The organism is Pseudooceanicola aestuariicola (assembly GCF_045763785.1).
Classification (GTDB): domain Bacteria; phylum Pseudomonadota; class Alphaproteobacteria; order Rhodobacterales; family Rhodobacteraceae; genus Pseudooceanicola.
Map to the genome: position 1 here is coordinate 426,420 of NZ_JBJGSF010000001.1, position 25,405 is coordinate 451,824.

General features: G+C 61.0%; 31 protein-coding genes. 17 read left to right on the forward strand and 14 right to left on the reverse strand.

The window, feature by feature from the left end:
• The first annotated feature begins 59 nt into the window (after nt 1-59).
• The 3 genes from ACI3GR_RS01945 to ACI3GR_RS01955 all read left to right on the forward strand — a co-directional run bounded on the left by ACI3GR_RS01945 (nt 60) and on the right by ACI3GR_RS01955 (nt 1,314).
• Nucleotides 60-458, forward strand: a complete 399-nt coding sequence (locus tag ACI3GR_RS01945) for a helix-turn-helix domain-containing protein (RefSeq protein WP_407492201.1) — start codon at nt 60-62, stop codon at nt 456-458.
• 3 nt (nt 459-461) lie between these two features.
• Complete coding sequence (locus ACI3GR_RS01950; protein WP_407492202.1) at nt 462-746, forward strand: FAD assembly factor SdhE; 285 nt, start codon at nt 462-464, stop codon at nt 744-746.
• 67 nt (nt 747-813) lie between these two features.
• Nucleotides 814-1,314 carry a MarR family winged helix-turn-helix transcriptional regulator gene (locus ACI3GR_RS01955; RefSeq protein ID WP_407492203.1) on the forward strand — a complete coding sequence of 167 codons (501 nt, stop codon included), beginning with the start codon at nt 814-816 and terminating at the stop codon, nt 1,312-1,314.
• A gap of 188 nt (nt 1,315-1,502) precedes the next feature.
• Here the strand turns inward: ACI3GR_RS01955 and ACI3GR_RS01960 are convergent, their stop codons facing one another.
• From ACI3GR_RS01960 to ACI3GR_RS01980, 5 genes are all read right to left on the reverse strand, one after another.
• On the reverse strand, nt 1,503-2,228 hold the full coding sequence (locus ACI3GR_RS01960) for a DUF1194 domain-containing protein (protein WP_407492204.1): 726 nt from the start codon (nt 2,226-2,228) through the stop codon (nt 1,503-1,505).
• Entirely contained in the window at nt 2,213-2,926 is a 714-nt protein-coding gene (locus tag ACI3GR_RS01965; protein ID WP_407492206.1) for a DUF1194 domain-containing protein, read from the reverse strand. Before ACI3GR_RS01965 ends, ACI3GR_RS01960 begins: the two co-directional genes overlap by 16 nt.
• Complete coding sequence (locus ACI3GR_RS01970) at nt 2,920-3,348, reverse strand: VOC family protein (protein ID WP_407492207.1); 429 nt, start codon at nt 3,346-3,348, stop codon at nt 2,920-2,922. Before ACI3GR_RS01970 ends, ACI3GR_RS01965 begins: the two co-directional genes overlap by 7 nt.
• Nucleotides 3,349-3,422: 74 nt before the next feature.
• On the reverse strand, nt 3,423-4,808 hold the full coding sequence (locus ACI3GR_RS01975; protein WP_407492209.1) for a tetratricopeptide repeat protein: 1,386 nt from the start codon (nt 4,806-4,808) through the stop codon (nt 3,423-3,425).
• On the reverse strand, nt 4,805-5,947 hold the full coding sequence (locus tag ACI3GR_RS01980) for a hypothetical protein (RefSeq protein WP_407492210.1): 1,143 nt from the start codon (nt 5,945-5,947) through the stop codon (nt 4,805-4,807). The genes ACI3GR_RS01975 and ACI3GR_RS01980 overlap by 4 nt, the downstream gene beginning before the upstream one ends.
• Before the next feature lie 221 nt (nt 5,948-6,168).
• On the opposite strand from ACI3GR_RS01980, the gene ACI3GR_RS01985 reads away from it, so the two are divergent.
• From ACI3GR_RS01985 to ACI3GR_RS02010, 6 genes are all read left to right on the forward strand, one after another.
• Nucleotides 6,169-6,960, forward strand: coding sequence for a thymidylate synthase (locus tag ACI3GR_RS01985; protein WP_407492212.1), 792 nt, complete (start codon nt 6,169-6,171; stop codon nt 6,958-6,960).
• Complete coding sequence (locus ACI3GR_RS01990; RefSeq protein ID WP_407492213.1) at nt 6,957-7,427, forward strand: dihydrofolate reductase; 471 nt, start codon at nt 6,957-6,959, stop codon at nt 7,425-7,427. Before ACI3GR_RS01985 ends, ACI3GR_RS01990 begins: the two co-directional genes overlap by 4 nt.
• 69 nt (nt 7,428-7,496) lie before the next feature.
• Nucleotides 7,497-8,339: a TIR domain-containing protein gene (locus tag ACI3GR_RS01995; protein ID WP_407492215.1), complete on the forward strand. Its 843-nt coding sequence runs from the start codon at nt 7,497-7,499 to the stop codon at nt 8,337-8,339.
• A 575-nt stretch (nt 8,340-8,914) separates the two neighbouring features.
• A complete protein-coding gene (locus tag ACI3GR_RS02000; protein WP_407492217.1) occupies nt 8,915-9,325 on the forward strand; it encodes a DUF2177 family protein in 411 nt (136 codons plus the stop codon).
• Between the two features lie 83 nt (nt 9,326-9,408).
• Nucleotides 9,409-9,702 carry a hypothetical protein gene (locus tag ACI3GR_RS02005; protein ID WP_407492218.1) on the forward strand — a complete coding sequence of 98 codons (294 nt, stop codon included), beginning with the start codon at nt 9,409-9,411 and terminating at the stop codon, nt 9,700-9,702.
• A 140-nt stretch (nt 9,703-9,842) separates the two neighbouring features.
• Nucleotides 9,843-10,130, forward strand: coding sequence for a hypothetical protein (locus ACI3GR_RS02010; RefSeq protein WP_407492220.1), 288 nt, complete (start codon nt 9,843-9,845; stop codon nt 10,128-10,130).
• 23 nt (nt 10,131-10,153) lie between these two features.
• Here ACI3GR_RS02010 and ACI3GR_RS02015 read toward each other — a convergent pair whose 3' ends face one another.
• Entirely contained in the window at nt 10,154-10,360 is a 207-nt protein-coding gene (locus tag ACI3GR_RS02015) for a cold-shock protein (protein WP_407492222.1), read from the reverse strand.
• A 199-nt stretch (nt 10,361-10,559) separates the two neighbouring features.
• Between ACI3GR_RS02015 and ACI3GR_RS02020 the strand changes: the two genes are divergently transcribed.
• Together ACI3GR_RS02020 and ACI3GR_RS02025 are read left to right on the forward strand one after the other, a co-directional pair.
• A complete protein-coding gene (locus ACI3GR_RS02020; RefSeq protein ID WP_407492223.1) occupies nt 10,560-10,874 on the forward strand; it encodes an arsenate reductase family protein in 315 nt (104 codons plus the stop codon).
• 3 nt (nt 10,875-10,877) lie between these two features.
• Nucleotides 10,878-11,246, forward strand: coding sequence for a hypothetical protein (locus ACI3GR_RS02025; protein ID WP_407492224.1), 369 nt, complete (start codon nt 10,878-10,880; stop codon nt 11,244-11,246).
• Here the strand turns inward: ACI3GR_RS02025 and ACI3GR_RS02030 are convergent.
• The 4 genes from ACI3GR_RS02030 to ACI3GR_RS02045 all read right to left on the reverse strand — a co-directional run bounded on the left by ACI3GR_RS02030 (nt 11,197) and on the right by ACI3GR_RS02045 (nt 13,749).
• On the reverse strand, nt 11,197-11,760 hold the full coding sequence (locus tag ACI3GR_RS02030) for a DoxX family protein (RefSeq protein ID WP_407492225.1): 564 nt from the start codon (nt 11,758-11,760) through the stop codon (nt 11,197-11,199). The two genes, ACI3GR_RS02025 and ACI3GR_RS02030, sit on opposite strands and share 50 nt — an antisense overlap.
• Nucleotides 11,757-12,509 (reverse strand): HvfC/BufC family peptide modification chaperone, encoded by a 753-nt coding sequence (locus ACI3GR_RS02035; protein WP_407492227.1) that lies wholly within the window; start codon nt 12,507-12,509, stop codon nt 11,757-11,759. The genes ACI3GR_RS02030 and ACI3GR_RS02035 overlap by 4 nt, the downstream gene beginning before the upstream one ends.
• Nucleotides 12,509-13,363 carry an MNIO family bufferin maturase gene (bufB, locus tag ACI3GR_RS02040; protein ID WP_407492228.1) on the reverse strand — a complete coding sequence of 285 codons (855 nt, stop codon included), beginning with the start codon at nt 13,361-13,363 and terminating at the stop codon, nt 12,509-12,511. The genes ACI3GR_RS02035 and bufB overlap by 1 nt, the downstream gene beginning before the upstream one ends.
• Before the next feature lie 62 nt (nt 13,364-13,425).
• Nucleotides 13,426-13,749 carry a BufA1 family periplasmic bufferin-type metallophore gene (locus ACI3GR_RS02045; RefSeq protein WP_407492230.1) on the reverse strand — a complete coding sequence of 108 codons (324 nt, stop codon included), beginning with the start codon at nt 13,747-13,749 and terminating at the stop codon, nt 13,426-13,428.
• A 181-nt stretch (nt 13,750-13,930) separates the two neighbouring features.
• Here ACI3GR_RS02045 and ACI3GR_RS02050 point away from each other — a divergent pair, with 181 nt between their 5' ends.
• From ACI3GR_RS02050 to ACI3GR_RS02060, 3 genes are all read left to right on the forward strand, one after another.
• Complete coding sequence (locus tag ACI3GR_RS02050) at nt 13,931-14,467, forward strand: sigma-70 family RNA polymerase sigma factor (protein WP_407492231.1); 537 nt, start codon at nt 13,931-13,933, stop codon at nt 14,465-14,467.
• Between the two features lie 79 nt (nt 14,468-14,546).
• Entirely contained in the window at nt 14,547-15,188 is a 642-nt protein-coding gene (locus tag ACI3GR_RS02055; protein WP_407492232.1) for an NrsF family protein, read from the forward strand.
• A 98-nt stretch (nt 15,189-15,286) separates the two neighbouring features.
• Nucleotides 15,287-16,396 carry an NADH:flavin oxidoreductase gene (locus tag ACI3GR_RS02060; RefSeq protein WP_407492233.1) on the forward strand — a complete coding sequence of 370 codons (1,110 nt, stop codon included), beginning with the start codon at nt 15,287-15,289 and terminating at the stop codon, nt 16,394-16,396.
• 212 nt (nt 16,397-16,608) lie between these two features.
• On the opposite strand, the gene thrS is transcribed toward ACI3GR_RS02060, so the two are convergent.
• Nucleotides 16,609-18,588 carry a threonine--tRNA ligase gene (gene thrS / locus ACI3GR_RS02065; RefSeq protein ID WP_407492234.1) on the reverse strand — a complete coding sequence of 660 codons (1,980 nt, stop codon included), beginning with the start codon at nt 18,586-18,588 and terminating at the stop codon, nt 16,609-16,611.
• 401 nt (nt 18,589-18,989) lie between these two features.
• On the opposite strand from thrS, the gene ACI3GR_RS02070 reads away from it, so the two are divergent.
• The 3 genes from ACI3GR_RS02070 (at nt 18,990) to ACI3GR_RS02080 (ending at nt 21,910) form a co-directional block, all read left to right on the forward strand.
• Complete coding sequence (locus tag ACI3GR_RS02070; RefSeq protein ID WP_407492235.1) at nt 18,990-20,312, forward strand: MFS transporter; 1,323 nt, start codon at nt 18,990-18,992, stop codon at nt 20,310-20,312.
• Nucleotides 20,313-20,373: 61 nt separating this feature from the next.
• Nucleotides 20,374-21,123 (forward strand): alpha/beta fold hydrolase, encoded by a 750-nt coding sequence (locus ACI3GR_RS02075; protein ID WP_407492236.1) that lies wholly within the window; start codon nt 20,374-20,376, stop codon nt 21,121-21,123.
• A gap of 79 nt (nt 21,124-21,202) precedes the next feature.
• A complete protein-coding gene (locus ACI3GR_RS02080) occupies nt 21,203-21,910 on the forward strand; it encodes an alpha/beta fold hydrolase (protein ID WP_407492238.1) in 708 nt (235 codons plus the stop codon).
• Here ACI3GR_RS02080 and ACI3GR_RS02085 read toward each other — a convergent pair whose 3' ends face one another.
• The 3 genes from ACI3GR_RS02085 to ACI3GR_RS02095 form a co-directional block, all read right to left on the reverse strand.
• Nucleotides 21,911-22,846 (reverse strand): tyrosine recombinase XerC, encoded by a 936-nt coding sequence (locus tag ACI3GR_RS02085; RefSeq protein ID WP_407492240.1) that lies wholly within the window; start codon nt 22,844-22,846, stop codon nt 21,911-21,913.
• Nucleotides 22,846-23,550, reverse strand: a complete 705-nt coding sequence (locus ACI3GR_RS02090; protein WP_407492242.1) for a DUF484 family protein — start codon at nt 23,548-23,550, stop codon at nt 22,846-22,848. Before ACI3GR_RS02090 ends, ACI3GR_RS02085 begins: the two co-directional genes overlap by 1 nt.
• Nucleotides 23,551-23,783: 233 nt before the next feature.
• Entirely contained in the window at nt 23,784-25,319 is a 1,536-nt protein-coding gene (locus ACI3GR_RS02095) for a PRC-barrel domain-containing protein (protein WP_407492243.1), read from the reverse strand.
• Nucleotides 25,320-25,405 lie beyond the last annotated feature (86 nt).

The following is a 25,405-nucleotide window of genomic DNA, read 5'->3' on the forward strand; positions in this document are numbered from 1 at the left end:
TGTCATAGAAGCAAAGCACACAACCCTCAAGCGGCTTCGCCGGGGGCGAAAGGGATCAAATGAACGACAACAGCACTGGCGGCTGGTACGCGGCCGAAAACGCCACCTTCGGAGATCGTCTTGCAGCCGCGCGCGAAGCGGCAGGAATGACCCAACAACAGCTGGCCAAGCGCCTTGGCGTCAAAGCCGGCACCCTGCGCGGCTGGGAAGACGACCTGTCCGAACCGCGCGCCAACCGCCTGCAGATGCTATCTGGCCTTCTGGGCGTATCGCTGCCATGGCTTCTGATGGGCCAGGGTGACGATGTCAGCGCACCGGACGAGTCGGGCGAACTGCCGCGCGATCTGACCGACATGCTGACGGAACTGCGCAACTTGCGGTCCGATCTGGTGGCCAAGGCGGACCGTCTGGCCGTATTGGAAAAACGCCTGCGGGCCAAACTGAAAGAGGACAGCTGATCCATGACGATCGAGCCGCGCGAAACACGTTTGAAACGCCTGACTATGCGATCCATGCGGCGCGGCATGAAAGAAATGGACATCCTGATGATGCGCTTTGCCGATGCGCATCTGGCAGGGCTGAGCGAGTCCGAACTCGACGTCTATGACCAGATCCTGTCCGAGAACGATCAGGATCTGTACCAATGGGTCACGGGCCAGACACCGGCCCCTGACCCCTATGGTCCGCTGGTGGCACAGATCGCTGCCGCTGCGGCCGACGATCCGGTGTCAAAAAGACCGATCTAACTTAACGGTTTTTTGGGATTTTCCGGTCACAGTGTTCCCGAGCAGTAGTGACGGAACGGAAACACCCATGTCGATTCATGATCCTACGCCCCTTCCAGCGGGCGAACAGGCCTTTCTGGCCTCCTACCTCGATGCACTGGCGTTGATTGAACGCCTGCATCGATTGTTGCTGGACGTGATCAAGGACGAATTCGAACGCACCGGCATGCTTGAGGTGAACGCGGTTCAGGCCTTGCTGCTGTTCAACATCGGCGAAAACGAGGTGACGGCGGGCGAACTGAAAACCCGTGGTTACTATCAGGGGTCCAACGTCAGCTATAACCTGAAAAAGCTGGTCGAAATGGGCTACATGCACCATCAGCGCTGCGAGATTGACCGCCGGTCCGTCCGCGTGCGCCTGACACCCAAGGGACGCGAAGTCCGTGACACGGTGTCAGAGCTATTCAAACGTCAGTCCAGTGAACTGGGCTCTCGCGATATTCTTGACGTCAGCGGGATCGATCTGATCACCGCATCATTGCGTCGTATCGAACGCTACTGGTCTGATCAAATCCGCTACATCTATTGATTGGCGACGATTTTCGGTCTTTGGCCGAACCAGTACGACGACTCACCCTCGGTAGGTGTCTGTCCAGAAGGGACTTGGGAATGGTTGTGCAGGCACATCCAAACGGGATCGCCGCAGGGTGCGGCGATTATGTGAGTGTAAGGTGACGGGCCGGGATCAGAGGATCTCGGCTCGTTTCCTTTTGGCGGCTATCTGATCTCGGGTCGGGCGTCAGAGACGGCGACAACCTGCAATTCCCGCAACAGCTTGCGGATCATCGCGGCCTCGAAATCTTCGAACCCATAGGCGGTTTCCAGAAACGCCTCTTCACCATGAAGGACATAGGCGCGGTAATAGGCGCTTAATTCCGCCAGTCCGGGGTTGCGCCCTTCACCGGCGGTGGGGACGGCCTCTCCGATCACCAGACCGTTCACGATGATATCGCCCATGGATGGGGCTATGGTCTGGGGCAGGGGGCCGGTGTTTGTCTTGCCGTCACCTGACACGTCGATCACCTGCCGCCAGCAGTCTGTCTGCTTGGCCATCTCGCCCGCCCCGCGCAGCAGGGTCGCGCCAATGGCGGTGGATAAATCAGCCTCCACCCGCTGGGTTGCGCGCAGTGTCGCAGCAATCTGGGACACTGTGCTTGCATCACGCACCTCGCGCCACGGCAGAATGACGCGCTGAAATTCGGGGCCCGACCACTCCATCACCGCCAGACGCACGGGCGCAGATGGCATCAGCAACAGCGCCTCTTGCACCGCAGGGTCCGTCAGTGCGGCGGCCAGACCGTCCAATTGCAACCGATATTCCCGGGAATCCACCGATCCTGACACGTCCAGCGCCAGCAACAGGGCCTGTCGACACTGCGCCTGCGCCGCGCCGGTGATCAGCGATACCACGGCGGCCAGCGCCAGCATCATCCGGGCGACCATTGCGCCCCCTCAACCGACCCAAGGATCATTCCATTGATTTCACGAAATAACTTGCGCCCCATGGCGGTTTCGAAATCCCGAAACCCTTCAGCGTATTCCACGAAGGCGCCGGGGCCATAGACGACATCGCGCTGATAATATTCCAGCACCTTTTCTTCGCGGCCTTGGATCACCAGCCCGTTCACCGTGACCCCGTCGAACGGAAAATGCATATACGCGGTTTCGGGTGGAAAGCCTTCGTTATTGGACCCGTCGCCCGAAATATCGATGACCTTCCGGTCGCAATGGGGCCCTTGATCGAACTGCCCTGCCGCATAGCCAAGGGCATAGCCCATCGCGGTGGGAAATTCCTTATAGATGCGGCGATGCCCCGCCACCTGATCGATCACGTCGTCGATCGCGCCATTGCTGTCCAACACCGTCCAATCGACGATCACGTCCTGCTGGTAACGCCCGCTCCATTCAAACACGTACAATGCCACGGTGCCCGGTGCGCCGTTCAGAATCGCATTGCGGATCACATCGAGGTTCAACGCATTCGCCAAACCGTCGCGCTGCAGCACATAGTCGTTATCCCCGACCGACGCCGACACATCCATCGCCAGCACCAGCGCCAGCCGGCAATTCGCCGTGACCTGCCCAGCCCAAAGGGCGGCGCCAAGCGCCAATGCGCAGGTCGCGGCGGTCCGCTTTACCAATGGCCCGTATTTTCCATGCTGGCCCAGGGCTCTGCTGGTTCCAGCGACGGCCCATCCTGCAGCAATTCGATCGAGATATTGTCGGGCGACCGCACAAAGGCCATCCGTCCGTCACGGGGCGGACGATTGATCGTCACGCCGTTGTCCATCAGGTGCTGGCACATGTCGTAGATATTCTCGACCGAATAGGCGAGGTGACCGAAATGGCGGCTGTCCGACGGCAATTCGTCGTCGCCGTCCCAGTTATAGGTCAGCTCGACCGGGCAGTCCTCATGGCCTTCGGGTGCCATGAAGATCAGGGAAAACCGGCCCTCTTCGCTGTCGTAGCGGCGGGTTTCCTTCATCCCCAGCAGTTCAAAGAATGCCATGGTGCGTTCCAGATCTTTGACCCGGACCATCGTGTGCAGATATCGGACTTTCATGGCTGCTCCTTACTTCAGTGTGTGGCTCAGGATAGGCCTGTCACCGCGCCTGTCGAGGGGGCTTTGACGAAATCTCAGAAGGTTGACCGGATCCCGAAGGTCATCCCGTATTCTTCATAGTCAAAGATCGTCACGTTCGAGGTGTTGCGCGAGTAGACCGCGCCAACGGTCGGGGCAAAGCCGTAGAAGTCGATGTTCTTGAAAAACAATTCGCCCGATAGGACGACGGCCCGGTCCCGACGAGCATCCGCACCATAGACGACCCGATCGTAGTTTCGACCGGAATGCGCGATCTCAAGCGTCGGGACCGCGCCGAAAACCTTTTGGTCAGGCACATAACGCATGGCCAAGGAATAGGTCTGCGCCGCAATCTCGGCCGAGGCGGATTGGATGTCACCGACCGAGGCGCTGAAGCTTAGGTGCCCATTGCCAACCGGGGCCGACCAGTAGGCCTTGGCCGTCACCGCGTCCGACGACCGGTCGCCCCGGTCCAGACGCGTACGATGTTCCAGCTCAAGCGCATAGCCCATGCGCGCCTGACCACGGCGGTGGTCGCGCCCGACCTCGATCGCCGCATTGTTGGCCAGCGCGTCGCCGCCCCTGTAATCGCGGAACAGATCCAGCGTCACCCGTGTGGCAGAGGCTTCGGCCCCGTCAAACCGCAGACCGCCCGAGAGGCGCATGTTCGTAATCGTGAAATCCGATGCCCGCGCCGTCGGAGAGGCCGCCTTGGCCGCATCCGACAGGCTGTAGCGCGTGTCGTCGATGGAAAACGCCAGATGTGCAGCAGGTCCCCCAGAGGCAGCGGCGAAATCCCTGCGGATCATTGCGTGGGTGCCGTATTCGATACCCGACAAGGGCACGGCCGTCGGGTCAACAAAGACGAAGTTGCCGATGGTAAAAGTGTTGGTTGTCGGTCCGCCGTTGATGTTGGACGACGGCCTGACCGAAAAGCTCAGCTTGCTGGACCATGGGTTCATCGCCTGAACTTTGCGAAACTCGCGCCGCGCTGCCTGTTCGAACTGCACCTTGTCCGACGCCTGACCCGCCCGGCGCAGCCACCATTGGGCGTGGCCATACCGGCCCATAGCCGACAGGGATTTCGACACCATGTAAGCCGCTGCAAATTCTTGATCTTCGCTTGCCGATGCTTCCCACGCGCGTCGTCCGGCGCGGGCGCCATGGGCGTGGCGGCCCAATTCGGTTTCGGCCCGGGCAAGGATCATCAGTGCGGCGTAGTCTTCGGCATCCGCCTGCAACAACCCAAGCGCCAGACGCCGCGCATGGCTGGGCTGGTTCTGCCGCAAAAGGGTGAACGCAAGGGTGCGCGCCTCGTCCCGCGACAGGCTGACCTCGGTCGATGGGGCTGCCCGCAGGGGCAGGGCGACGGTCAGGCATAGCGCGATCAGGCAAAGCACATGCAAAAGGCTTCGCCCTTTGATGCGGAGGGCCTGGGTCAATTGTCGGGCTGCCTGTCCGTCACGATCACACCGATTTCGCGGGCGTTGCCGTCGCCGGTGATCACCGCACTTTCGGTGGTCGAGGTCACAGTGGCCCCAAGCGGAATGCCCGACCGGTCAGCCGTCAGGTAAGAGACCGTTTCACCATTGTCGACACGGTTGGTGATCGTTTCGCGGTTGTCGTCGTTCAAACCCGAAACCGAACCCGTGGTCGTCACGGTCGTCGTGACCTCAATTCCGTTGACGAGGTTGGTGACCTCTTCCTCGTTCGTCCATTCGACGATTTCATACAGCACGCGCTGCATTTCCGAGGGGCCGGTCATGACCACATGCGCGCCGATGGATTCGCCGCTCGCCCCTGCGATGATGCCCTCATACGCGCCCGAGTCGCGAGGCTCGCCATCGGGGTCGCGGGTCGAGGCCTGCCCTTCAGAGAAGGTCGCGTCGGAATTGTCGAAAGACACCCGCGCCAGATAGATATTGGGCAGCGGGTCGCGCGTCGTGCCGGTTTCGGTCGTCCGGACACGGTTGCTGATTTCACCACGGACCGAACCGACGATGTTGCCGTCAGGCTCAAGGTCCAGAACGTCGAGCCACAGTTCCGCATCGCCTGTAACGATGTGCAGACCGCCCCGGTCGTTCTTTTGGCGCACACCGGCGTAGGTGCCGACATAGACGTATTCGCCAATGCCTCCGGGAACGCCTGCCGCCGTCCGCTGTACATTCGCGCCGCCGAAGCCATAGCCGTCGCTATCCCAGATGGCGTCAGCGGCTGCCGCGCCCTCTACGTCATCGGTTTTGATGTAGACCGCGTAATAGGGGACTTGACCGGTCGTCCCAGTCGTGCGGCTGCGGTAAATCGGTGTTCCGTTCTGCATCCGGACAAAATCATAGACTTCATCCGGCCCGTCGAAAGGAAGGTTGGCAATGCGCAACTGATCGTTGTCGGCGTCGTAGGTCACGCCGTTCAACGTCAGACCGGCATCGGCATCGAAGGCAAACTTGGAATTGGTCGTCGACGGATCGTCGGTGGCCGCGGTGGTGGTGGTCGTCGTGTCGTCGTCCGCGAACGGATTGGACGGACCGCATGCGGTCAACAAAACGCAAAACGACAGGGGAAGCGCAACACGCCACTGCATCGGAAACTGCCTCGTACTAGGTCGGGTCTTTTGCCCGTTTGATCCGTAGGTTGCCGCCGAATTCGCAAAAAGTCAACGATTCAAGGGGGTTTTACCAAGCACAAAGAGGCGACGTGGCAGCATTGCCTCTACTTCATATAGTGGTTCAAATCGCCCGCCCCTCAATATAAGCTGGGCGGTGACTCATCTTGTGGCCCGCGCCCTGACAAAAGGACCTGCCCATGCGCCAATATCTTGACGCCCTGCAAACCGTACTGGACCACGGCACACCGTCCAGTGACCGCACCGGCACGGGCACGATTTCTTATTTCGGGATGCAGCAGCGCTATCCTCTGGCCGATGGATTTCCGCTGGTCACCACCAAAAAGCTGCACTTGAAATCCATCGTGCATGAGCTGCTTTGGTTCCTCGCCGGGGACACCAACATCAAGTACCTGAAGGACAATGGCGTTTCGATCTGGGACGAATGGGCGGACGAAAACGGCGATCTGGGGCCGGTCTATGGTCATCAGTGGCGACATTGGCCGACACCGGTGGGAGAGGTCGACCAGATCGCTAAACTGGTCGAGATGATCCGCAAATCCCCTGACTCGCGCCGGTTGATCGTGTCAGCTTGGAACCCGGCAGAGGTTGATCAGATGGCCCTGCCGCCGTGCCACACGCTGTGGCAGGTGCGGATCACCGGCGGCAAGCTGCACCTACAGCTTTACCAACGCTCGGCCGATATGTTTCTGGGCGTGCCGTTCAACATCGCCTCTTACGCGCTGCTGCAGGTGATGCTGGCGCATGTCACCGGGTACGAGCCCGGCGATTTCGTCCATTCGATTGGCGATGCGCATATCTATTCCAACCATATGGATCAGGTGCAGCTTCAGCTGACCCGGACGCCCCATTCTCTGCCGACACTGCGTCTGACTCGGGACGTAGAGTCGATCTTCGACTTCCGGTTCGAGGACTTCGAATTCCAGAACTACGCGCCCGACCCGGCGATCAAGGCGCCGGTGGCGGTATGATCACGCTGATTGTCGCCCGGGATCGAAACGGCGCCATCGGCAAGGACGGCGATATCCCTTGGCATCTGCCGGGGGACCTGAAGATGTTCCAGCGCGAAACCACCGGCGGCGCGGTCATCATGGGCCGCGCGACTTGGGAAAGCCTGCCAGTTAAGCCATTGAAGAGCCGTCTGAACATCGTGGTGTCGCGGGATGCGTCTTTGGCCGAGCATGTGGTGGGGTCTGTCGAGGACGCCATCGCGCTGGCCCGGAGCGAGGGGTATTTCCGTATCTATGGGATCGGCGGCGCAGGGATTTATAAAGAGATGCTGCCGCTGGCCGACCGGCTGCTGCTGACCGAGGTCGATTGCGCGGTCGAAGGCGCGGATACGTGGTTCCCGGAGGTGGCTGAGGCGGACTGGCGGGAGATAGCGCGGTCTAAGGGGGCCGGGGATGTGGGGTATTTGGTGAGGGAATTGGTGGGGTGAGATTGTGAGTTGTTCGTGTTTGTGCGATGAGCCAGTCTACATTTATCGGGTTTCGATTGAGAAGAAGGCATGAGTATTCGAATATTTCTTCGCGACCTCACCGACCTCTTAGACGTGGTTGTTCGTAAAAGGTCAGATGAACAAGCCAGATTTGGCAACATCGATATTGAAGGCGAAGAAAGGCGTTTGAACGAGTTGATCGAAGATGCATCAGATTTTGCGTATTCTGAAAACCTTAACGCGTTGGGAAACAAGCTTCGTTCGTTGCTTGATTCCAGTGATGATGGCTATGGTTATCGACCAAAAATGAAGCCTTCCGAATTCGAGGCAAGAATTTTGCGGGTGAAAAGAGTGATTGAAACTTTGGCACCCGATAGCGACGTTGGTAGTCTAGATGAGGTTCCCGCAGAGACGAAAGTTCCATATGTGGAGGGCGCGGAACCCCGATATGGGATTTCTGGGAAGTCTAAGCGTGTGTTCGTGGTTCATGGACACAACGATGGGGTTTTGCATGAAGTTTCAAGGGTCTTGGAACGGATTGGGCTAAAGCCAATAGTTTTGAGAGAGCAAACTAGCCAAGGGCGAACCATAATTGAAAAATTTGAACACTACTCAGATGTTGGTTTTGCTGTCGTTTTGATGACGGCGGATGACATGGGGGCATCGATCAAAGATGCAGAAGCCGATGGATATCGACCCAGAGCTCGCCAGAATGTTTTGTTAGAACTTGGGTTTTTCCTTTCCAGGCTGTCACGTTCGAATGTAAGCGTGCTTAAGGCCAAAGGGGTTGAGGAGCCGTCGGACATTTTCGGTGTGATTTATACTGAAATCGACACGAATGGAGCTTGGAAGTTGACCTTGGGAAAGGAGCTTAAGGCGTCGGGATACTCTGTGGATTTGAATTCCCTGTAATATCATTCCCACCCTGTGCGGACATCGGTTCTATTGCAGATCGGGCAATGAACTGGTGATGTTGGTCGATCCTGCCGCTCATACTCCTGCTTTTCGCTGCGTTCCAAGATTTCTGTTTCAAAACGATGGCCGCAGTTATTGCAGCGGAATTGTGCGAGTATTGTCATTAATTTCCCCTTTGATTTCTTATTTATTTGGGTATGTCGAATAACATTTACAATACTTGTTCTGTTCAGCGTTTTGGCCGCGTTTCGTAAGGTCGCGAAAAGCTGATCAGAGCGGTTCTATCTCTAGGTTGACCCGCGCCCGCCTGGGTTTCGCCCGTTCGTGCCTTGGTCCGTCCACTGGACGGCCGAACGACTCCGAAGGGACCAAACGTAGGGCGGGGTTCACCCCGCCTTACCACAACATCCGAACGGGGCGGCGGAGTGAACCCCGCCCTACGGGGTGCTCAATCGCCCCACACCGTAGGGTGGGTTTCCAACCCACCGCACCCCCCCCAACCCACAAACGAAACCATTGATCCACCCCGCGCCGCCCTACGTATACTTTTCGAACCACTCCGGACGGACCCAATGCAAACTCTGACACTATACCTCGCGACTGCCGTGATCTTTCTCGGCCTCGATGCGATCATGTTGAAAAACGTGATGCGCCCCCTGTTCGAGACGCGGATTTCCCATCTTTTGCTGGATGACCTGCGCCTTGCGCCTGCCGCGCTGTTCTACATGGCCTATGTCGCCGGGGTCATCTGGTTCGTCTCTGCCCCTGCGATGGCGGAAAATGCACCGCTGAAGGCGCTGTTCAATGGCGCACTGATCGGCGCGATGGCCTATGGCACCTATGAGTTTACGAACTATGCCACGCTGAAAGACTGGGCGCCCAAGATGGTGGCCGTGGATGTGATCTGGGGGACCGTGCTGACCGGCGGCTCGGCCTTCTTGGGCGTGCTTATCACCCGCATGATATTTCCGAACCCGGGCTGACCATTTGGTTTTGCGTTTCTCCCTCAGGATGTTAAGCTGAGATGACGATGCCAGAAGGCGTGTTCCAGACGAGGGCAGAACCGATGAAGACACTTATCCTAAGCGCGGGCCTCGGCCTGATGGCCATGGCGGCCCCGGCTGCAGCGGATGCCAAGCTTTTCCCCTATCCGGCCTCGGCCAACTACTGCCCCGCAGGTCTTCAGCCGATCGTGCTGGGGGGCGTGATCTGTTGCGGTGTGCCAAACCAGGCTGGCACCTATTCCGATTACCAGCGCCATCCGGTGCGCCGGGTCGTGAAACAGCATTATGCGCCGCGGGTTGATTACGGATCGAAATCGCCGCAGGGCTGGGACGGATCGAAATCCCCGCAGAACTGAGTTTTCCCATCAGATTTTTCGAAAAGGCGCGCCACATCAGGTGCGCCTTTTTCATTTGGCCACCAGTCGCGCATTTTGCGCCTGCTGAATTGTCATAAAGCTGTTACACTTGTGTCGATCCACGACACAGGACCGACATCTTGATCCGACTGACGCTTTTCCTCATCGCCCTTGCGCTGCCCGCCGCAGCAACCAATCCGATCGCGGATGTGATCTGTGAACCCAAGGCAAGGATGACGGAAAAGCTGACGCGCAACCTGCGCAGCGAACGAAAAAGCATGGGGTTGCGCGGCCCCGAACAGGTCGTCGAGGTCTGGACCGACAGCCAAGGCGATTGGACGATGGTCATCACCTATGCCAGCGGTCAAAGCTGTATCGTCGCCATGGGTGAGGCGTGGACAGACACAGCGAAAAAGGATCCGGCCTGAAGCGCCCGGATCACTAAGTCATGTCAGAGTAGTTTGAGATCGGCTGCCATCTGACGGCCATCACGACCATCCTGAAGCTCGTAAGAAACCTTCTGATTGTCGGCCAATCCGGTCAGTCCGGATCTCTCGACTGCGGAGATATGGACGAACACGTCCTTCCCGCCTTCTTCAGGTTCGATAAAACCGAAGCCTTTGGTTGTATTGAACCACTTTACGGTGCCAGTTGGCATGCCGCGTCTCCTTCTTTCCTTCGTAACGTTATCCAAGTCACCTTGGATACAGGGTGTTATCCGCCACGAGGTATGCCGAAACGGACCGGTCCCTATACATAAGGAGGATGGGGTTCCGTTGTAAAAATCAAGCAAAACTGGGGTGCATCTGAGCGAAATGTTACCTATCTCCACTCAAACGCCTAGCAAGAGGATCAGAATGCAGCTGATTGGCCTGAAAACCTGCGACACCTGCCGCGCCGCGCGCAAAGCCCTACCCGACGCCCAGTTTGTCGATGCGCGCGATGACGGCGTGGACGATGCGATTCTGTCCGCCGCGCTGGATCGGTTCGGCGACGATCTGGTGAACAAACGCTCGACCACTTGGCGGGGCCTGGACGACGATCAACGCGCACGCCCGGCGATGGATTTGCTGAAAGACCACCCGACGCTGATGAAACGCCCTTTGATCGTGGACGGCGACCGCATGGTTCTGGGCTGGTCCAAGGCCTCTCAGGCCGAGCTTGGGGTGTGACCGATGCGTAATGCGGCGCTGATCCTTGGCATTATCGGTGGCTTGATGGGGCTAATGATCGGCTTTGCCAGCTATGGCTACACCACCGCCATCGAAAATTTCGGTGAGGTCGAGGGCCTGTTCGAACAGGTCGTCAACATCAACGCGATCCGGGTCGCGTCGGTCCTGTCCCCGATCCTCGCACTGGCCGGGGCGGGTATGGTGAAGGTTCGCGCGCTTTGGGGCGGGTTGCTGCTGCTGGCCTCGGTCCTTGGCATGTACCTTGGCTTTGGCTTTGGGTTCTTCACGCTGTTTCCGATGGCCTTCTGCGGGATCGCGGGCCTTATGGCGCTGGCTGCGGGGCAGCCGGACGAACCAAAGGCGCATTTCTGAACACCATCCGGTCGGCGGACAACAGCCCGCCGCCCAGCACTACCAGCGTTGCCAGCAGGTACACCCAGAACGCCCGTTGATCGAGGATCAGCGCATCCGGCGCCTTGTCGAACCATGCGCCAAGCGTGCCGTCATGTTCGATCGCACCATGGCCGAATAGGTCGGTCAGGCTTTGCACCACGATAAACCCGATCATGCCAAGCGCGGCCAGACGCGTCAGCAGGCCGACGACGATCAGCGCGGGCAGGATGAATTCGGCCCATGTCCCTGCCACGACAACCGCCCAGTGGAACACGCCAAGTTGCGACGGATCATAGCCTGCCGCCTCCATCGCTTTGGGGAAAATCTGCGCGTAGGCCCCGAAAGACGGCTGAAGGAAACCAAAGATCCCGCTGCCCAGTTTCGTGATGCCGGACGCCCAGAAATAAGGCAGCAAGACAGCAGCGAAGGTGAACCGAGCCAGTAGTGGCAAAACGGGGGTCAAACGGGCCAGAGGGGCGGTCGGATCAATCATGTGTCACCTTCAAATGTGGTCAGCGACCCGGTTTGCATCAGCAGGGTCAGGATTGCGGTGGGGTCGTGATCAGGATGTGCCGCGCTGGCGACCTCGGCTGCGGACCCAAGCGGTTCACCCGCCTTTAGCGCGGCGAGAAATCCGGTATCGCCGGGGGACAGCAGATGAGGGTGAGGATCGAAATCCACCCGTGTGATCAGCACGTCCTGTGAATCGCCTTGGCGCAGATCATCGGCCAACTCCTCGGACGACCAGAACGTCAGCACGGGCCATTCGGACCGTAGGATACGCAACGCCGGGGCAAGGGCGAACCGCCGGTCCGGAAGCTCTTCGGACGGGATGGCCGCAAGGTCTGCCACGCCAAGCGCCACGCAATCCGCCGCGTGATAGCTGCTGCGCAGTGCCAGTTCCAACCGCGCCACATCCGCGATCCAGCGCATCGATTGCAGCGGGGCCGAGGCCTCCATGAACTTTGGCAGTTTTTGCCCAAACTGCATCATCAATGGCGACTCTGGCGGGTGCGCGCGCAGGTATGCCCCGGCCATGGCGCGGAAAATATCGTCGCCCATCAGGCGATGGCATACGGGAAATCCGGTAATCAGCGCTTCGGTTAGGCTGACCGCGACGTTGTTGCGATAGACGGCGAACCGTCGTCCTGCGGGTCCGCCCGCGCCATCTGTCAGGCTGGAGGGTGTCGCCGCTGTGGGGTTCAGCAAGGCGCGTCTGAATGTCGTCTGGTCCGTCAGCATCACGCCGCAGCCCGTGCATGCGCCCGACAAAGGGCGTCTGTTGCCCGCTGCGCCTCGGCCTGCAGGTCGGCCCAGTCGGGGACGTCCGTGTCCCATTCGATCAGCAACGGTAGGGGACCGGACCGCGCCAGCACGTCATCCAGCAGCGCCCAGACCGGATCGGCCACCTCGCGCCCATGGCTGTCGATCAACAGGGGCGCGCCGTGGTCATCTTCATCCTCGTCATGGCCGCCCAGATGCAGCTCTTTGACCCGGTCGATGGGGAAATCGGCGATGTAGTCGCGGGCGTTCAGGCGAAGGTTGGTGGCCGAGACGAAGACGTTGTTCACATCCAGCAACAGCCCACAGCCTGTCCGGTCCGAGACTTGGCGCAGAAATTCGGTCTCGCTCATCTCGCTTTCAGCGAAGGCAAGGTAAGAGGAGGGGTTTTCCAGCAGCATCTGCCGGCCCAGCAGGGTCTGAACCTGATCGATGTGATCGGCAACGCGGGCCACCGTGGCCTTGGTATAAGGCAGCGGCAGCAGGTCGTTCAGAAAAGCGCCGTCATGCGTGGACCATGCCAGATGTTCAGAAAAGCTGGCGGGGTTAAGCCAGTCGCACAGGTGTTTCAGTCGGGCCAGATGGTCGGTGTCCAGCGGCCCTTCGCCGCCGATCGACAGGCCGACGCCATGCACGGAAATGGGAAAGCGTTCAGACAGGTGACGCAGCTGCGCGATAGGTCGGCCGCCGTCGCCCATGTAATTCTCGGCATGGATTTCCAGCCATTGGACGGGATCGGGGTTGGCGATGATGTCACTGTAGTGCTGCGGTTTGTAACCGACGCCTGCGCCTGCGGGTAATGCCTGATGGTTCATCCTGTCCTCCTGTCGCGAAAATAATTCGGGGGCGGCTTGTGCCGCCCCCGGATTGGATGGCCTTAGCCTTCCATCGGCAGATCACGCTCCAGCGCTTCAAGGCTGCCCATCTTGCCCTCGGGCAGCATCACCTTGGTGCCGTCGGCCAGCACGGGTTCCGCGGATTCACAGGTGCCGTCCTGAACCAGGGTCCAGGCGTTGCCCTGGTAGTCGACTTTGGACGAACCGGCGCAGGTCGTGCCGGGGCCAGCGGCGCAGTCGTTCTTACCGGCCATGGACACGCCAAAGCATTTGACGTTGTCAGCGGCCTGCGCGGGCAGCGACGCGGCGGTGGTGGACAGGGCGGCGGCAAATGCACCAAGAACGATGGCTTTGTTGGACTTCATGAGTGTTCTCCTAAAATCGCCGGTTTGGCGGTTATGGTTGCGGCCCCTGAATTGGCGGCCGTGCCATACCTTTCGCGGCGGGGGGCAAAGGTGTTACATCGCTCACGAACTGGTGATGTTATTGCCAAAAATTCGCGACCCGCTGTAACGTTTGCCGGGTCTCACGCGAAGGGAGAGGGGAATGCCGGATCGCAATGATCGTTGGAGCGATCTGCTGCGCCGGGCGATGACGGGCGACAACGCGGCCTATGCCACGTTCCTTTCCGAAATTGCCCCCGTAATCCGTGGTATCGTCCGCGCCCGCACCGGCGGCGCCGAGGATGCCGAGGATGTCGTGCAGGAGGTTCTGCTGGCGGTTCATGCAAAGCGGCACACATGGCGCGACAGCGAACCTGTGACCCCGTGGCTTTATGCCATCGCCCGCTACAAGGCCGCCGATGCGGGCCGCAGACGCGGGCGGGGTGGTCCGCAGGTGCCGCTGGACGACATCGAAGACATCCTGCCCGAAGAGGCAGGAGAGGCGACAGCCGCCCGCGATCTGGCGGTGCTGCTGGACAGGATAGACGACAGATCGGCCCGCATCGTGCGGGCGGTCGGGATCGAAGGGCAAAGCGCGGCCGAGGTCAGCGCCGCCCTGAACATGAGCGAAGGCGCGGTCCGGGTGGCCTACCACCGCGCAATGGTTCGGCTGAAAGAGCTGGCCGAAACAGAAGGCTGAAACAATAGGCCGACGGGGCGCGTGGCTTGACTTTGACCGCCCCCGGCCCGACCTGAAAGACGACGATTAGAAGACGACGATGAAAACAGACGACCTGATAACCCTGCTGGCCCAAGACGCCGCCCCGCCGCCCCGCGCTGGTCTGACCAAGCGCGCCGGGCTGGGCATTGCCGTAGGTCTCGTCGTGGCCTTTGGGCTGTACCTGCTGGCGCTTGGTCCGCGGTTCAATTTGGGCATGTACCTGCAAGATCCGGTGGTTCTGGCGAAAACGGTTTTGCCTCTGGCGCTGTTCGCTCTTGCCTTGCCGTTGGGTCTGCGCTCGGTCCGTCCTGGCGCGTCGCCCGGTTTGGCGAAACAGGCGATCTGGGCGGTGCCTGCGTTGACGCTGGGGCTGTTCGTCTGGGCATTTGCGGTCACTCCGGCATCCGAACGGATGGTCGATTTTCTGGGGCACTCCATCCCCGTCTGCCTGCCCGCGATCAACCTTTTGTCCTTGCCGATCCTTGCTGGCTTGATCACCGCCCTGCGCCGCGGCGCGCCGGTTGATCCGCAGAAGGCTGGGGCCTTGGCCGGGCTGACCTCGGCCGCGCTGGCGACGGCGCTGTATTCGACATTCTGTACCGAAGACTCGCCGTTATTTTACGCGGTCTGGTACACATCGGGCATCCTGATCACGACCGCCCTAGGCGCGGTTGCAGGGGCAAAGTGGCTGCGCTGGTGACGCGGCATTCAAATATGTGACCCAAGGTAAGAATTGTGTCGCAGGCTTGGGGCCTTATCAATCCGGTATTCAATTCCAAGACCCCCGGAGGAGCCCCCATGACCCAAGCCGACGCCCTGTTCACCCCCGCCGATCTAGGCAAGCTTCAGGTCAAAAACCGCATCGCCATGGCCCCCATGACCCGGACCTTTTCGCCGGGTAACGTGCCCAACCAGAAGGTTGTCGACTATTACCGCCGCCGCGCCGAAGGCGGCGTGGGCCTGATCATCACCGAAGGCACCTGCGTCGATCACGTCGCCGCCAGCGGATACCCCAACGTTCCGTCGTTCTTTGGCGAAGAGGCGCTGGCCGGTTGGAAGAAAGTCGTCGACGCAGTGCACGAGGCAGGGGGCAAGATCGCCCCGCAGCTGTGGCACGTGGGCGCGATCCGGCGTCCGGGGGTGAACCCCGGAGGGGACGAGCCGGGGCATAGCCCGTCTGGCATGGCGGTGCCGGGTAAAGTCGTGGGACATGCAATGACACAATCCGACATCGACGACGTGGTCACGGCGTTCGCCAAAGCCGCAGCGGATGCCAAGCGTATCGGCATGGACGCGATCGAGATCCACGGCGCGCATGGCTATCTGGTCGATCAGTTCTTCTGGGACGGCACCAACCAGCGTGACGATCAATATGGCGGCGATCTGGCGGCGCGGTCCAAGTTCGCCTTGGAAATCGTGCGGGCGGTGCGCGAGGCAGTGGGCCCGGACTTCCCGATCATCTTCCGCTATTCCCAGTGGAAGCAGCAGAATTACGAGGCGCGGCTGTGCGAAACGCCAGAGGCTCTGGGCGACTTCCTCAAGCCGCTGGCCGAGGCTGGCGTGGACATTTTCCATTGCTCCACCCGTCGGTTCTGGCAGCCGGAATTCGAAGGCAGCGATCTGAACCTTGCGGGCTGGACCAAGAAGCTAACCGGCAAACCCGTGATCACGGTGGGTAGCGTCGGTCTGAATGCTGATTTCCTGCCTAACGATGGCACCGCGAACTTCCGTGAGGCCGAGCCCGCGTCTTTGGACAACCTGATCGAACGTTTGGAAAAGGACGAGTTTGATCTGGTCGCCGTGGGCCGCGCGCTGATCGCGAACCCGGATTGGGCGAACGAGGTGCAGGCGGGTCGGTTCGATGACCTGAAGGCCTATGAGAAAGACATGCTGAAAGCGCTGGTCTGATTTGGTGCGGATGGTGGGTTGAAAACCCACCCTACGCTGACCTCGGCCGCCGGGGGTTTTGCACCCCGTCGCCATCCGGGCTTGAACCGGTGGCGCACGAATGGCGACCCCCGCAGAGTATTTCTGGAAAGTGAAGGTATTAAAAAGGGGCCGGACAGTGCATTGTCCGGCCCCTTGTCGCGTAGAGCGGGGTCACCCCCTGTGTTTTTCGCTTACCGCAAATCCGGCGGGGTCGCTTCTGCCTTCAGCTGCGCGACGATCTCGTCCAGCGACTGCAGCTTGGTCTGTTTTTCACCCAGACGACGGGTCGACACGGTGCGGTCTTCGACCTCTTTCATCCCGCAGGCGAGGATATAGGGCACCTTGCCAAGCGAATGTTCGCGGACCTTGTAGTTGATCTTTTCGTTGCGCAGATCGGCCTCGGCCCGGACACCCGCGGCTTTGAGCGCCTCGACAACTTCAAGACAGTAGTCATCTGCGTCCGACACGATCGCGGCGACGACCACCTGACGCGGGGCCAGCCAGACGGGCATACGGCCCGCGTGCTCTTCGATCAGGATGCCGATGAACCTCTCGAACGATCCGAGCGTTGCGCGGTGCAGCATGAACGGACGATGCTTTTCGCCGTCCTGCCCGATGAAGTTTGCGCCCAGACGTTCCGGCAGGTTCGGGTCCACCTGGAAGGTGCCGCACTGCCAGACCCGGCCAATCGCGTCGGTCAGGTAGAAATCGAGCTTGGGGCCATAGAACGCACCATCGCCGGGTTCCAGCGTGTAGTCGCGCCCGACCGCCTTGATCGCGTTTTCCAGCGCGGCTTCGACGTAATCCCAGCTTTCTTCCGTGCCGACCCGCTTTTCGGGACGCGTGGCGAACTTGATCTCGAACTTTTCAAAGCCAAGCTCGGCATAGATATTCGCAAGGAAGTCGATGAAGCGGGCGCATTCCGACTGGATCTGATCCTCGGTACAGAAGATGTGGCCATCGTCCTGCGTGAAACCGCGAACCCGCATGATGCCATGCAGCGCGCCCGAAGGTTCGAACCGTGCGCAGGACCCGAACTCGGCCAGACGCAACGGCAGATCGCGATAGGATTTGAGACCCTGATTGAACACCTGCACGTGGCAGGGGCAGTTCATCGGCTTTAGCGCGTTGATCCGGGTGTGTTCCTTGCTGGTCGCTTTGGCGTCGTCGTTTTCACCATCACGGCTTTCGTCGACTTCGACGATGAACATGTGGTGCTGATACTTCTCCCAGTGGCCCGAAGCTTCCCACAGCTTCCGGTCCACGACCTGAGGCGTGTTCACCTCACGGTAGCCGCCCTGCCGTTGCTTGCGGCGCATGTAGTCCTGAAGCTCGGTGTAGATCGTCCAGCCGTTCGGGTGCCAGAAAACCTGCCCCGGCGCCTCTTCCTGCATGTGGAACAGGTCCATTTCGCGACCCAGCTTGCGGTGGTCGCGCTTTTCGGCCTCTTCCAGCATCATCATGTGCTGTTTCAGCGCCTTGCGGTCCTTGAAGGCGACGCCGTAGATCCGCTGCAGCATGGGCCGCGTGTTGTCGCCCAGCCAGTAGGCGCCCGCCACGTGGGTCAGCTTGAACGCGTCCGCCGGAACCTGTCCGGTGTGCTGCAGGTGCGGGCCGCGGCACAGGTCCTGCCAGTCGCCATGCCAGTACATGCGGATCGGCTCATCGCCGGGAATGCGGTTGATCAACTCGACCTTGTAGGGCTCGCCGGTCTTTTCGTAATGCGCGATGGCGTCGGCGCGCGACCAGACTTCGGTTTTCACCGCGTCACGGGCGTTGATGATGTCTTTCATCTTCGCTTCGATCTGGCCGAGGTCTTCGGGCGTGAACGGTTCTTTGCGGTCGAAATCGTAGAACCAGCCGTAGTCGCGGACGGGGCCGATGGTGACCTTCACGTCGGGCCAGATTTCCTGAACCGCGCGGGCCATGATGTGGGCAAGGTCGTGACGGATCAGTTCCAGCGCCTGATCATCGTCCTGCATGGTGTGGATCGCGATCGAGGCATCGGCGTCGATCGGCCACTGCAGATCGTAATGCGCACCGTTCACGGTCGCGCTGATCGCCTTTTTGCCAAGCGAGGTGGAGATGTCGGAGGCGACCTGCGCGGGCGTGATGCCTGCATCTACTTGTCGCGTATTGCCATCGGGAAAGGTGAGGGTGATCTGGGACATCTTATGTCCTCCTCGTCGGTTTGGCGCCCACGGAACGCCCGGTTGCGGGTATAAGTCGTGTCCCCTGATGAATCGCACGCCACGACAAGTCAAGCGTCTAGGCGCGCGACCAAGCATGACTGAGTCCCCGGCACCACAGGCCAAGCCCTCAGGCCAAACCACGTCAAATGTTGGAAAAAAGTCGGGAACCAAAGCGGCGGCTGGCGGGTTCGGTATCCGAAGGCAGGATGCCGCAGGTAAGGGAAACGCGCGCACGCGTCGCACCGCAGCATATTTGGATATCGACCTTTCGGGACACTCGGGCGCCAGAGTGGTTCCTTTTTTGCGTCACTACACCATGCCAGGCCCTGGGCTTGCCCATCCTGTCTTCACGAAATTCAACCGGGACGAGGCAGCCTTAGATGAGCACAACCGAAACAGACCCGCAGACCACAGATCATGATGGGATGGCCGCAAGGCTGTTCACCAAGATTGCAGGTGCGGGCGACGGCGGTGCGGGTGAGGATCGTCCCGATGCACAGGAAGGCCGCAACGGCCTGCGCTTTATCGGCTCTTTGTCGCTTAGCAAAATCTCGGACGGGCTGATCGATCCCAAGCTGGTGCTGAGCTGGCTGATGACGGCGCTTGGTGCGCCGGGGTACCTTGCCTCTGCCCTTGTGCCGATCCGCGAAGCCGGAGCGCTTCTGCCGCAGGTCGGCTATGCCGCCATTCTGAACCGGATGAGCCACCGTAAATGGATGTGGGCAACGGGGGCGGCAGGGCAGGGCGTATCGGCGCTTGGAATCGCGGCGACGGCGCTGTTTCTGGAAGGTTTCTGGGCTGGTCTGATCATCTGTGCGCTGTTGGCAATCCTTGCCGTGTCGCGCGCCGCATGTTCCGTCAGCACCAAGGACGTCTTGGGCCGCACGGTCGAACAGACCCGGCGCGGGGCCGTGACCGGGCTGGCGGGCTCGGCCGCCTCTGCCGTGGTCATAATTTTCGCGCTGCTTCTGATGTCCGGGATGCTGCAAGAACGCACGCCCGTCATCATCGCCATAGCGATTGCGGGGATATTGTGGCTTCTGGCATCGCTGAACTTTACCACGCTGGAAGAGCCGGAGGCTGAAGGCGACGAAGACGCCGGCCTGCCGCCGATCCGCCAATACCTGACCGAAGACAAGGCGTTGCGCCGGTTCATTCTGGTCCGCGGGCTGCTGGTGTCGACCGCGCTGGCCCCGCCATGGCTTGTTGTTCTGGCGCAGGACAACGGCGACGCCGTGCTGCAACAACTGGGTATCTTGGTGCTGGCTTCCGCTGCCGCATCCTTCCTGTCGTCTTTTGTCTGGGGCCGCATGTCCGACGTGTCGTCGCGCCGGGTGCTGGCGCTGGCGGGGGGGCTGGCGGCACTGTGTCTGGTGGCCATGGTCGTCTTTGCGCTGATGGGCATGGCCGGACAGGGCTGGGTCGCTCCCGGTGTCCTGTTCGTGCTGATGCTGGCCTATCATGGCGTGCGTCAGGGGCGGTCGACCTATCTGGTGGACATGTCGCCCGAAGACCACCGCGCGGGATATGCCGCGACGGCCAACCTGTCCATCGGCCTGATCCTTTTGGCGACCGGCATCTTCGGCGGCGGCCTTGGGTCCATCGCTGCTGAATGGGCCATCGCAGGCTTTGCCGTCATGGCCGCCGCGGGTGGTGCGCTGGCGCTAACCCTGCGCGATGAAAAGGACGACGCCGAGGGCTAAGATTGCGCCTTTGACCGGAACGTGGCAGACCCTTGGCCGACACGCACAAGGGACGCCCACCATGTCTGAAGCCCAGTATCTGACCACCCCGCAAGGCCGCCGGATCGCCTATCACAAGACTGATGGCGCCGGTCCGGGCGTCGTGTTTCTGGGCGGCTTCAAATCCGACATGGAAGGATCAAAGGCGGTCTATCTGGAGGACTGGGCCAAGCGCGAAGGCCGTGCCTACCTGCGGCTCGATTACTCTGGCCACGGCATCAGCGATGGCGCGTTTACCGACGGCTGCATCGGGGATTGGGCCGAAGATGCCGCCGCTGCGATTGATCAATTGACGGATGGCCCGCAGATCCTCGTCGGGTCCTCCATGGGGGGATGGATTTCCCTACTGATGACCAAGCGGATGCCAGATCGTATCGCGGGGCTGGTCACCATCGCCGCGGCGCCTGATTTCACCGAAGACAGCATGTGGGCAGGTTTCGATAATGCGCAACGCGCGGCACTGGAGGCGGACGGTCAGATCGCGCTGCCCTCGGACTATGATGAGCCCTACATCATCACCAAGCGCCTGATCGAAGACGGTCGCAACCAGCTGGTTCTGCGGGAACCGGTCAACCTGCCGTTCCCAACCCGTTTCCTGATCGGCACGGCGGACGAGGCGGTGGACCTGTCGGTCGCGTATCGTCTGCTGGATCGCGCTGAAGGGCCCGACATCCGGCTGACGCTGGTCAAAAACAAGGATCACCGCTTTTCGGACCCGGAATGCCTGACCCTGATCAAAGAGGCAATTTTGCAGGTTTCCGCCGCTATCTAAGGTCCGCACTGCAGAAAACCTTGACCTGCGCCCCTGATATGAGACGATTCCCAAAAAGCCGAGGCAGAGCAGGCTCCAGATGACCGATCCGATCGTATTCCTTCCGGGATACCTATGTGACCAGCGCATGTATTTCGCGCAGGCCCACGACCTGTCGCGCGATCACGTGGTCATTCAGGCCCCGCTGATCGGTGAGCGCTGTGAAGAAATGGCGTCGAACATCCTGCCGAACCTGCCGCGTCGCTTTGCGCTGGTGGGTGCAAGTCTAGGCGGCATCGTCGCGCTGGAGTTGTTGCGCAAAGCCCCTGACCGCGTGTCGCGTGTTTGCCTGATATCAACCGACGCGCTGCCTGAGGCGCCCAATACCGCCGCCGCGCGCGAACCGCAGATCGTGCAATGCCGGTCTGGCCAGATCGATCAGGCAATCAGCGCCGCGCTGCCACCCGACACGCTGGCCCCCGGCCCCGACCGGGCCGAGGTTGCGGCGCTTTTCGCCGATATGGCCCGCGCCCACGGCGCCCGAGGGTTCGAAGTGCACACCCGTGCTCTGCAACGCCGCAGGGATCATCAATCGTCGCTGTACCGCGCGCAATGCCCTGTCCAGATCATCGCGGGCGCACATGACACGGTTATTACGGCGAAACGTCAGGAATTCATGGCGGGGCTGATCCCCAACGGAGCGTTCACGCAACTAGATACCGCGGGCCACCTGCCCACGCTGGAAGCCCCGCGCGCCGTCACCACGATCCTGCGCAACTGGCTGAACCCCAAGGCGAAAGCCGCCTGATCAGCGCTTGGCTTTGGCGCGGGGATGGGCGGCGTCGTAGACCTCCATCAACCGGGCCGTGTCCACTGCCGTATAGACTTGCGTGGTCGCCAAAGAGGCGTGGCCCAGCAAATCCTGGATCGACCGCAAATCCCCGCCCGCGCTTAGCAGATGGGTCGCAAAGCTGTGGCGCATCGCATGGGGCGTCGCGGTGGCGGGCAGGCCAAGGGCCATGCGCGCCTGTGCCATGGATTTTTGCACCGTTCGCGCCGACAATGGCCCGCCCCGGATCGCCTTGAACAGCGGATCGCCCGGCATCATCGGGTGCGGTTGCACGGCCAGATAGGCATCCACCGCGTGACGAGCGGGCGCGATCACGGGCACCACGCGTTCCTTGCCGCCCTTGCCGGTGATCCGCAGGGATTCCGCCAATGGAGTTTGATCGACGGTCAATGACAGCGCTTCGGATATCCGCAGGCCGCAGCCGTAGAGCACCGTCAGGACGGCCGCATCGCGGGCCTGAATCCAAGGTCGCCGGTCTGACGCGCCCACTTCGGAGATCATCGCGCGGGCGGCGTCTTCGGCCAAGGGGCGGGGCAGGCTGCGCTGATATTTCGGGGCGCGAGCGGATAGCACGGGGGTCACGTCCAGCCGTTCGCGTTCCGCCAGCCAACGATAGAAGGTCTTTACCGCCGACAGTTTGCGCGCCAGTGACCGTGCGCCAAGCCCAGAAGCCCGTTCCCGCGCCATCCACGCCCGCATATCGCGCGTGCCGACACCGGCCAAAGCCGCCAGCCCCTGCGGGCCCCCAAGGTGTTCGCCCATGAACAACAGGTAATCCACGACGTCGCGCCGGTAGGCATCAATCGTGGCGTCCGACGCCCCGCGCAAAGATTTGAGGCCCGAGAGCCATTGCTCCAAAGCGTCGCGCGCGGCCTCGGAAATAATCAGGCTCATCAGTCGAGGTAACGGCGCATCGTCCGTTCGAAGACGCCTGCGAAAAAGCCCAGCAAATCGGTGCCGTGCTGCGGCGTGAACTGATGCGGATCTTCGGCGCCCATGACCAGCATTCCCGGCAGTCGACCGGGGCCAAAGTTCAGGCGCAGGCAGGCTTCTGACCGGACATAGGTGCCCGCGTCGCCGTAAATCCCCGGCTCACCCGATTGGACCTGACGCAGGGTGACTTGACGCGGCGGCGCGCCGCGGCCCCCGTCGGCATATTCGTTGCAATACCCCGGCGGCACGATCCGCAATACGTCGCCCAGTCGCCCAACGGCCGGATCATCATCCGTTTGCACCGTTTCCAACACCAGCCGCATGTGATCGACGCCAAGCGTGTCGGCAACTTCGCCGCCCAGATCGCGCAGGAACGCCTCAAAATCCAAGGGGTCCAACATGCGCAGCGTTGCGCGATGCACTTGGTTGGTGCCAGCAAGGTTTTCATACGCCGCCGCGATCACCGACCGATGCGTGTCTTCCAGACGGTCCAGCCGCGCCTCTAGCCGTTCCATGGCGATGCCGCGCAGATCCACGACATTGGCACCGATTTCGCGGTCGTTCGCGGCGATCAGTGCGTTCATCAGGTCACGGTCGTCCAGAATGGCCGCCGGTTCCTCCATGATTTTCGCACGCAGGGATTCGTCGATACTGGGATTGCTCATTGTCACTTGGGCCTGCTCGGGTTCGTTTTTTGATTGCCCGCGACACTAGCAGAAAGGCCGGGAAAAAACCCGGCCTTTTTTAGCGCGCTGCAGAAGTTTGCGATGGGGTGAGTCCTGATTGCGACAGGCCTTATGCGCGCAAAGGAAAACGGGCGGCCCGGGGTGACGCCCGCACCAGTGATGGTGCAAAGCATCGTCCGAACCGCCCGCGAGAGGGAGCTACTCCTCAACCATTACTCTTGGTAACGCGGCATATTCTTCAGCTCGTCCTTGGTGTAGGCGGTGCTGATGCGGTAGTCGTCGCCTTCCTGCGAAACGTCCAGTTCCGAATAGGGAAGGGCCACGGTGGTTTCACCAAGGCCAAGGAAGCCACCGATATCAAGCAGCGCTTCGACGATTTCGCCGTCGGCGTTGGTGTTGACCGAATGGATGTCACCGACGCGTTCGTCGTTCACACCCCAGATGGTCATGCCTTCCATCTGCTCAGCCGTCAGCATCACCTGCTCTTGGTTCGGGTCGGCGTTCATATCGGTCGAAGCATCGGCCATCTGTTCGTCAGCCATTTCGCCGTTGGATTCAGCGTCCATCGCGGTGTCCGTGCGGGCCGCATCCATCTCTGCTTCGGTGGTCAGTGTCGGATCGGCAGCAGCCATAGCGGTGTCACCATCGGTCTGCTCTGCGTCCGTCTGGGGCGCAGCATCGGCCTGACGGGTGTCATCCATCTGCTGGTCCGAAGACGCATCGGCCTGACGGGTGTCGTCCATCGACTGGTCCGAAGACGCGTTAGCCTGCTGGAACGTCACTTTCGGCTCACCGGTCTGAACGACCTCGACGGTCGGCTCTCCGGACTGCTCGAACCGGATCGACGGCTCGGACGATTCAAAGTTGACCGAGGGGGCTTCGGCACGCGCGATGTTCACCTGCGGCTCACCACCATCTTGGTAGTTCACGACGGCTTCGGCCACGTTGGTGTTCACCTTCGGCTCGGCTTCGGCATCGGCGGATTGCGTCGTGGTGCGGATGTCGTTCGCATCACCATCGCTGTCGGCTGCCATCTGCTCGGCCTCTTCCGGGGACACGATACGTGCCTGCAGGTTCATCGCGACCTCAGGATCAGCCTGCGTGACGCGGATCTGCGGGTCGGCCATGACGACGTCGACCTTGGGTTCCATCTGGCCCACGTTCACCGACGGATCGGGCATGGTGATGATGATTTCCGGCGCGGCCTGTTCGATGGTGATCGTCGGGGCCTGCATCTGCATGGTGATCACCTGCTCCGGCTGGCGGATGGTGATTTCGGGGCGGGCCTGCTGCACGTCGACCGACGGCGCGTTCGAGGTCACCGAGATTTCGGGCGATGCCTGTTCCACGTCCACTTCGGGCTGCGGCACGGCGACGGCGACTTCACCTTCGACGATGGCCTTACGCTCGATCTCGACCGTTTCGGTGACGGTCGCGGTTTCGCGGACGTCCTTGGTCACGTCGATTTCCGCCGTCAGTTCGGCCCATTCGTCATCGCTTGAAAACTGGTCAAGGCCACCCGCATCGCTGACGCGCTGCAGCACGACGACGCAATTTTCTTCGGTGCCTTGGTTGGCAACCTCGGTCAGACGCTCGGGCGCGACGGCGTCGTTCTGTTCGATCAACTGCGCCAGATCGGCACAGGCGTCACCGTCGTTGGTGCCAAGCGATTGCGCGTGCGCGGCCGTGGCGGACACCAGAACAAGGGCGGATGTGCCCAGCAGGTGGCGGAACGTTAAGGTCTTCATAGGGGTCTCCCATTCGTTGGACATAAGCAGCCCGTGCGGTCCCCGGCGGGGTCCGTTGCTCACGTTCAAGCTGCTGTGAGTTGCCG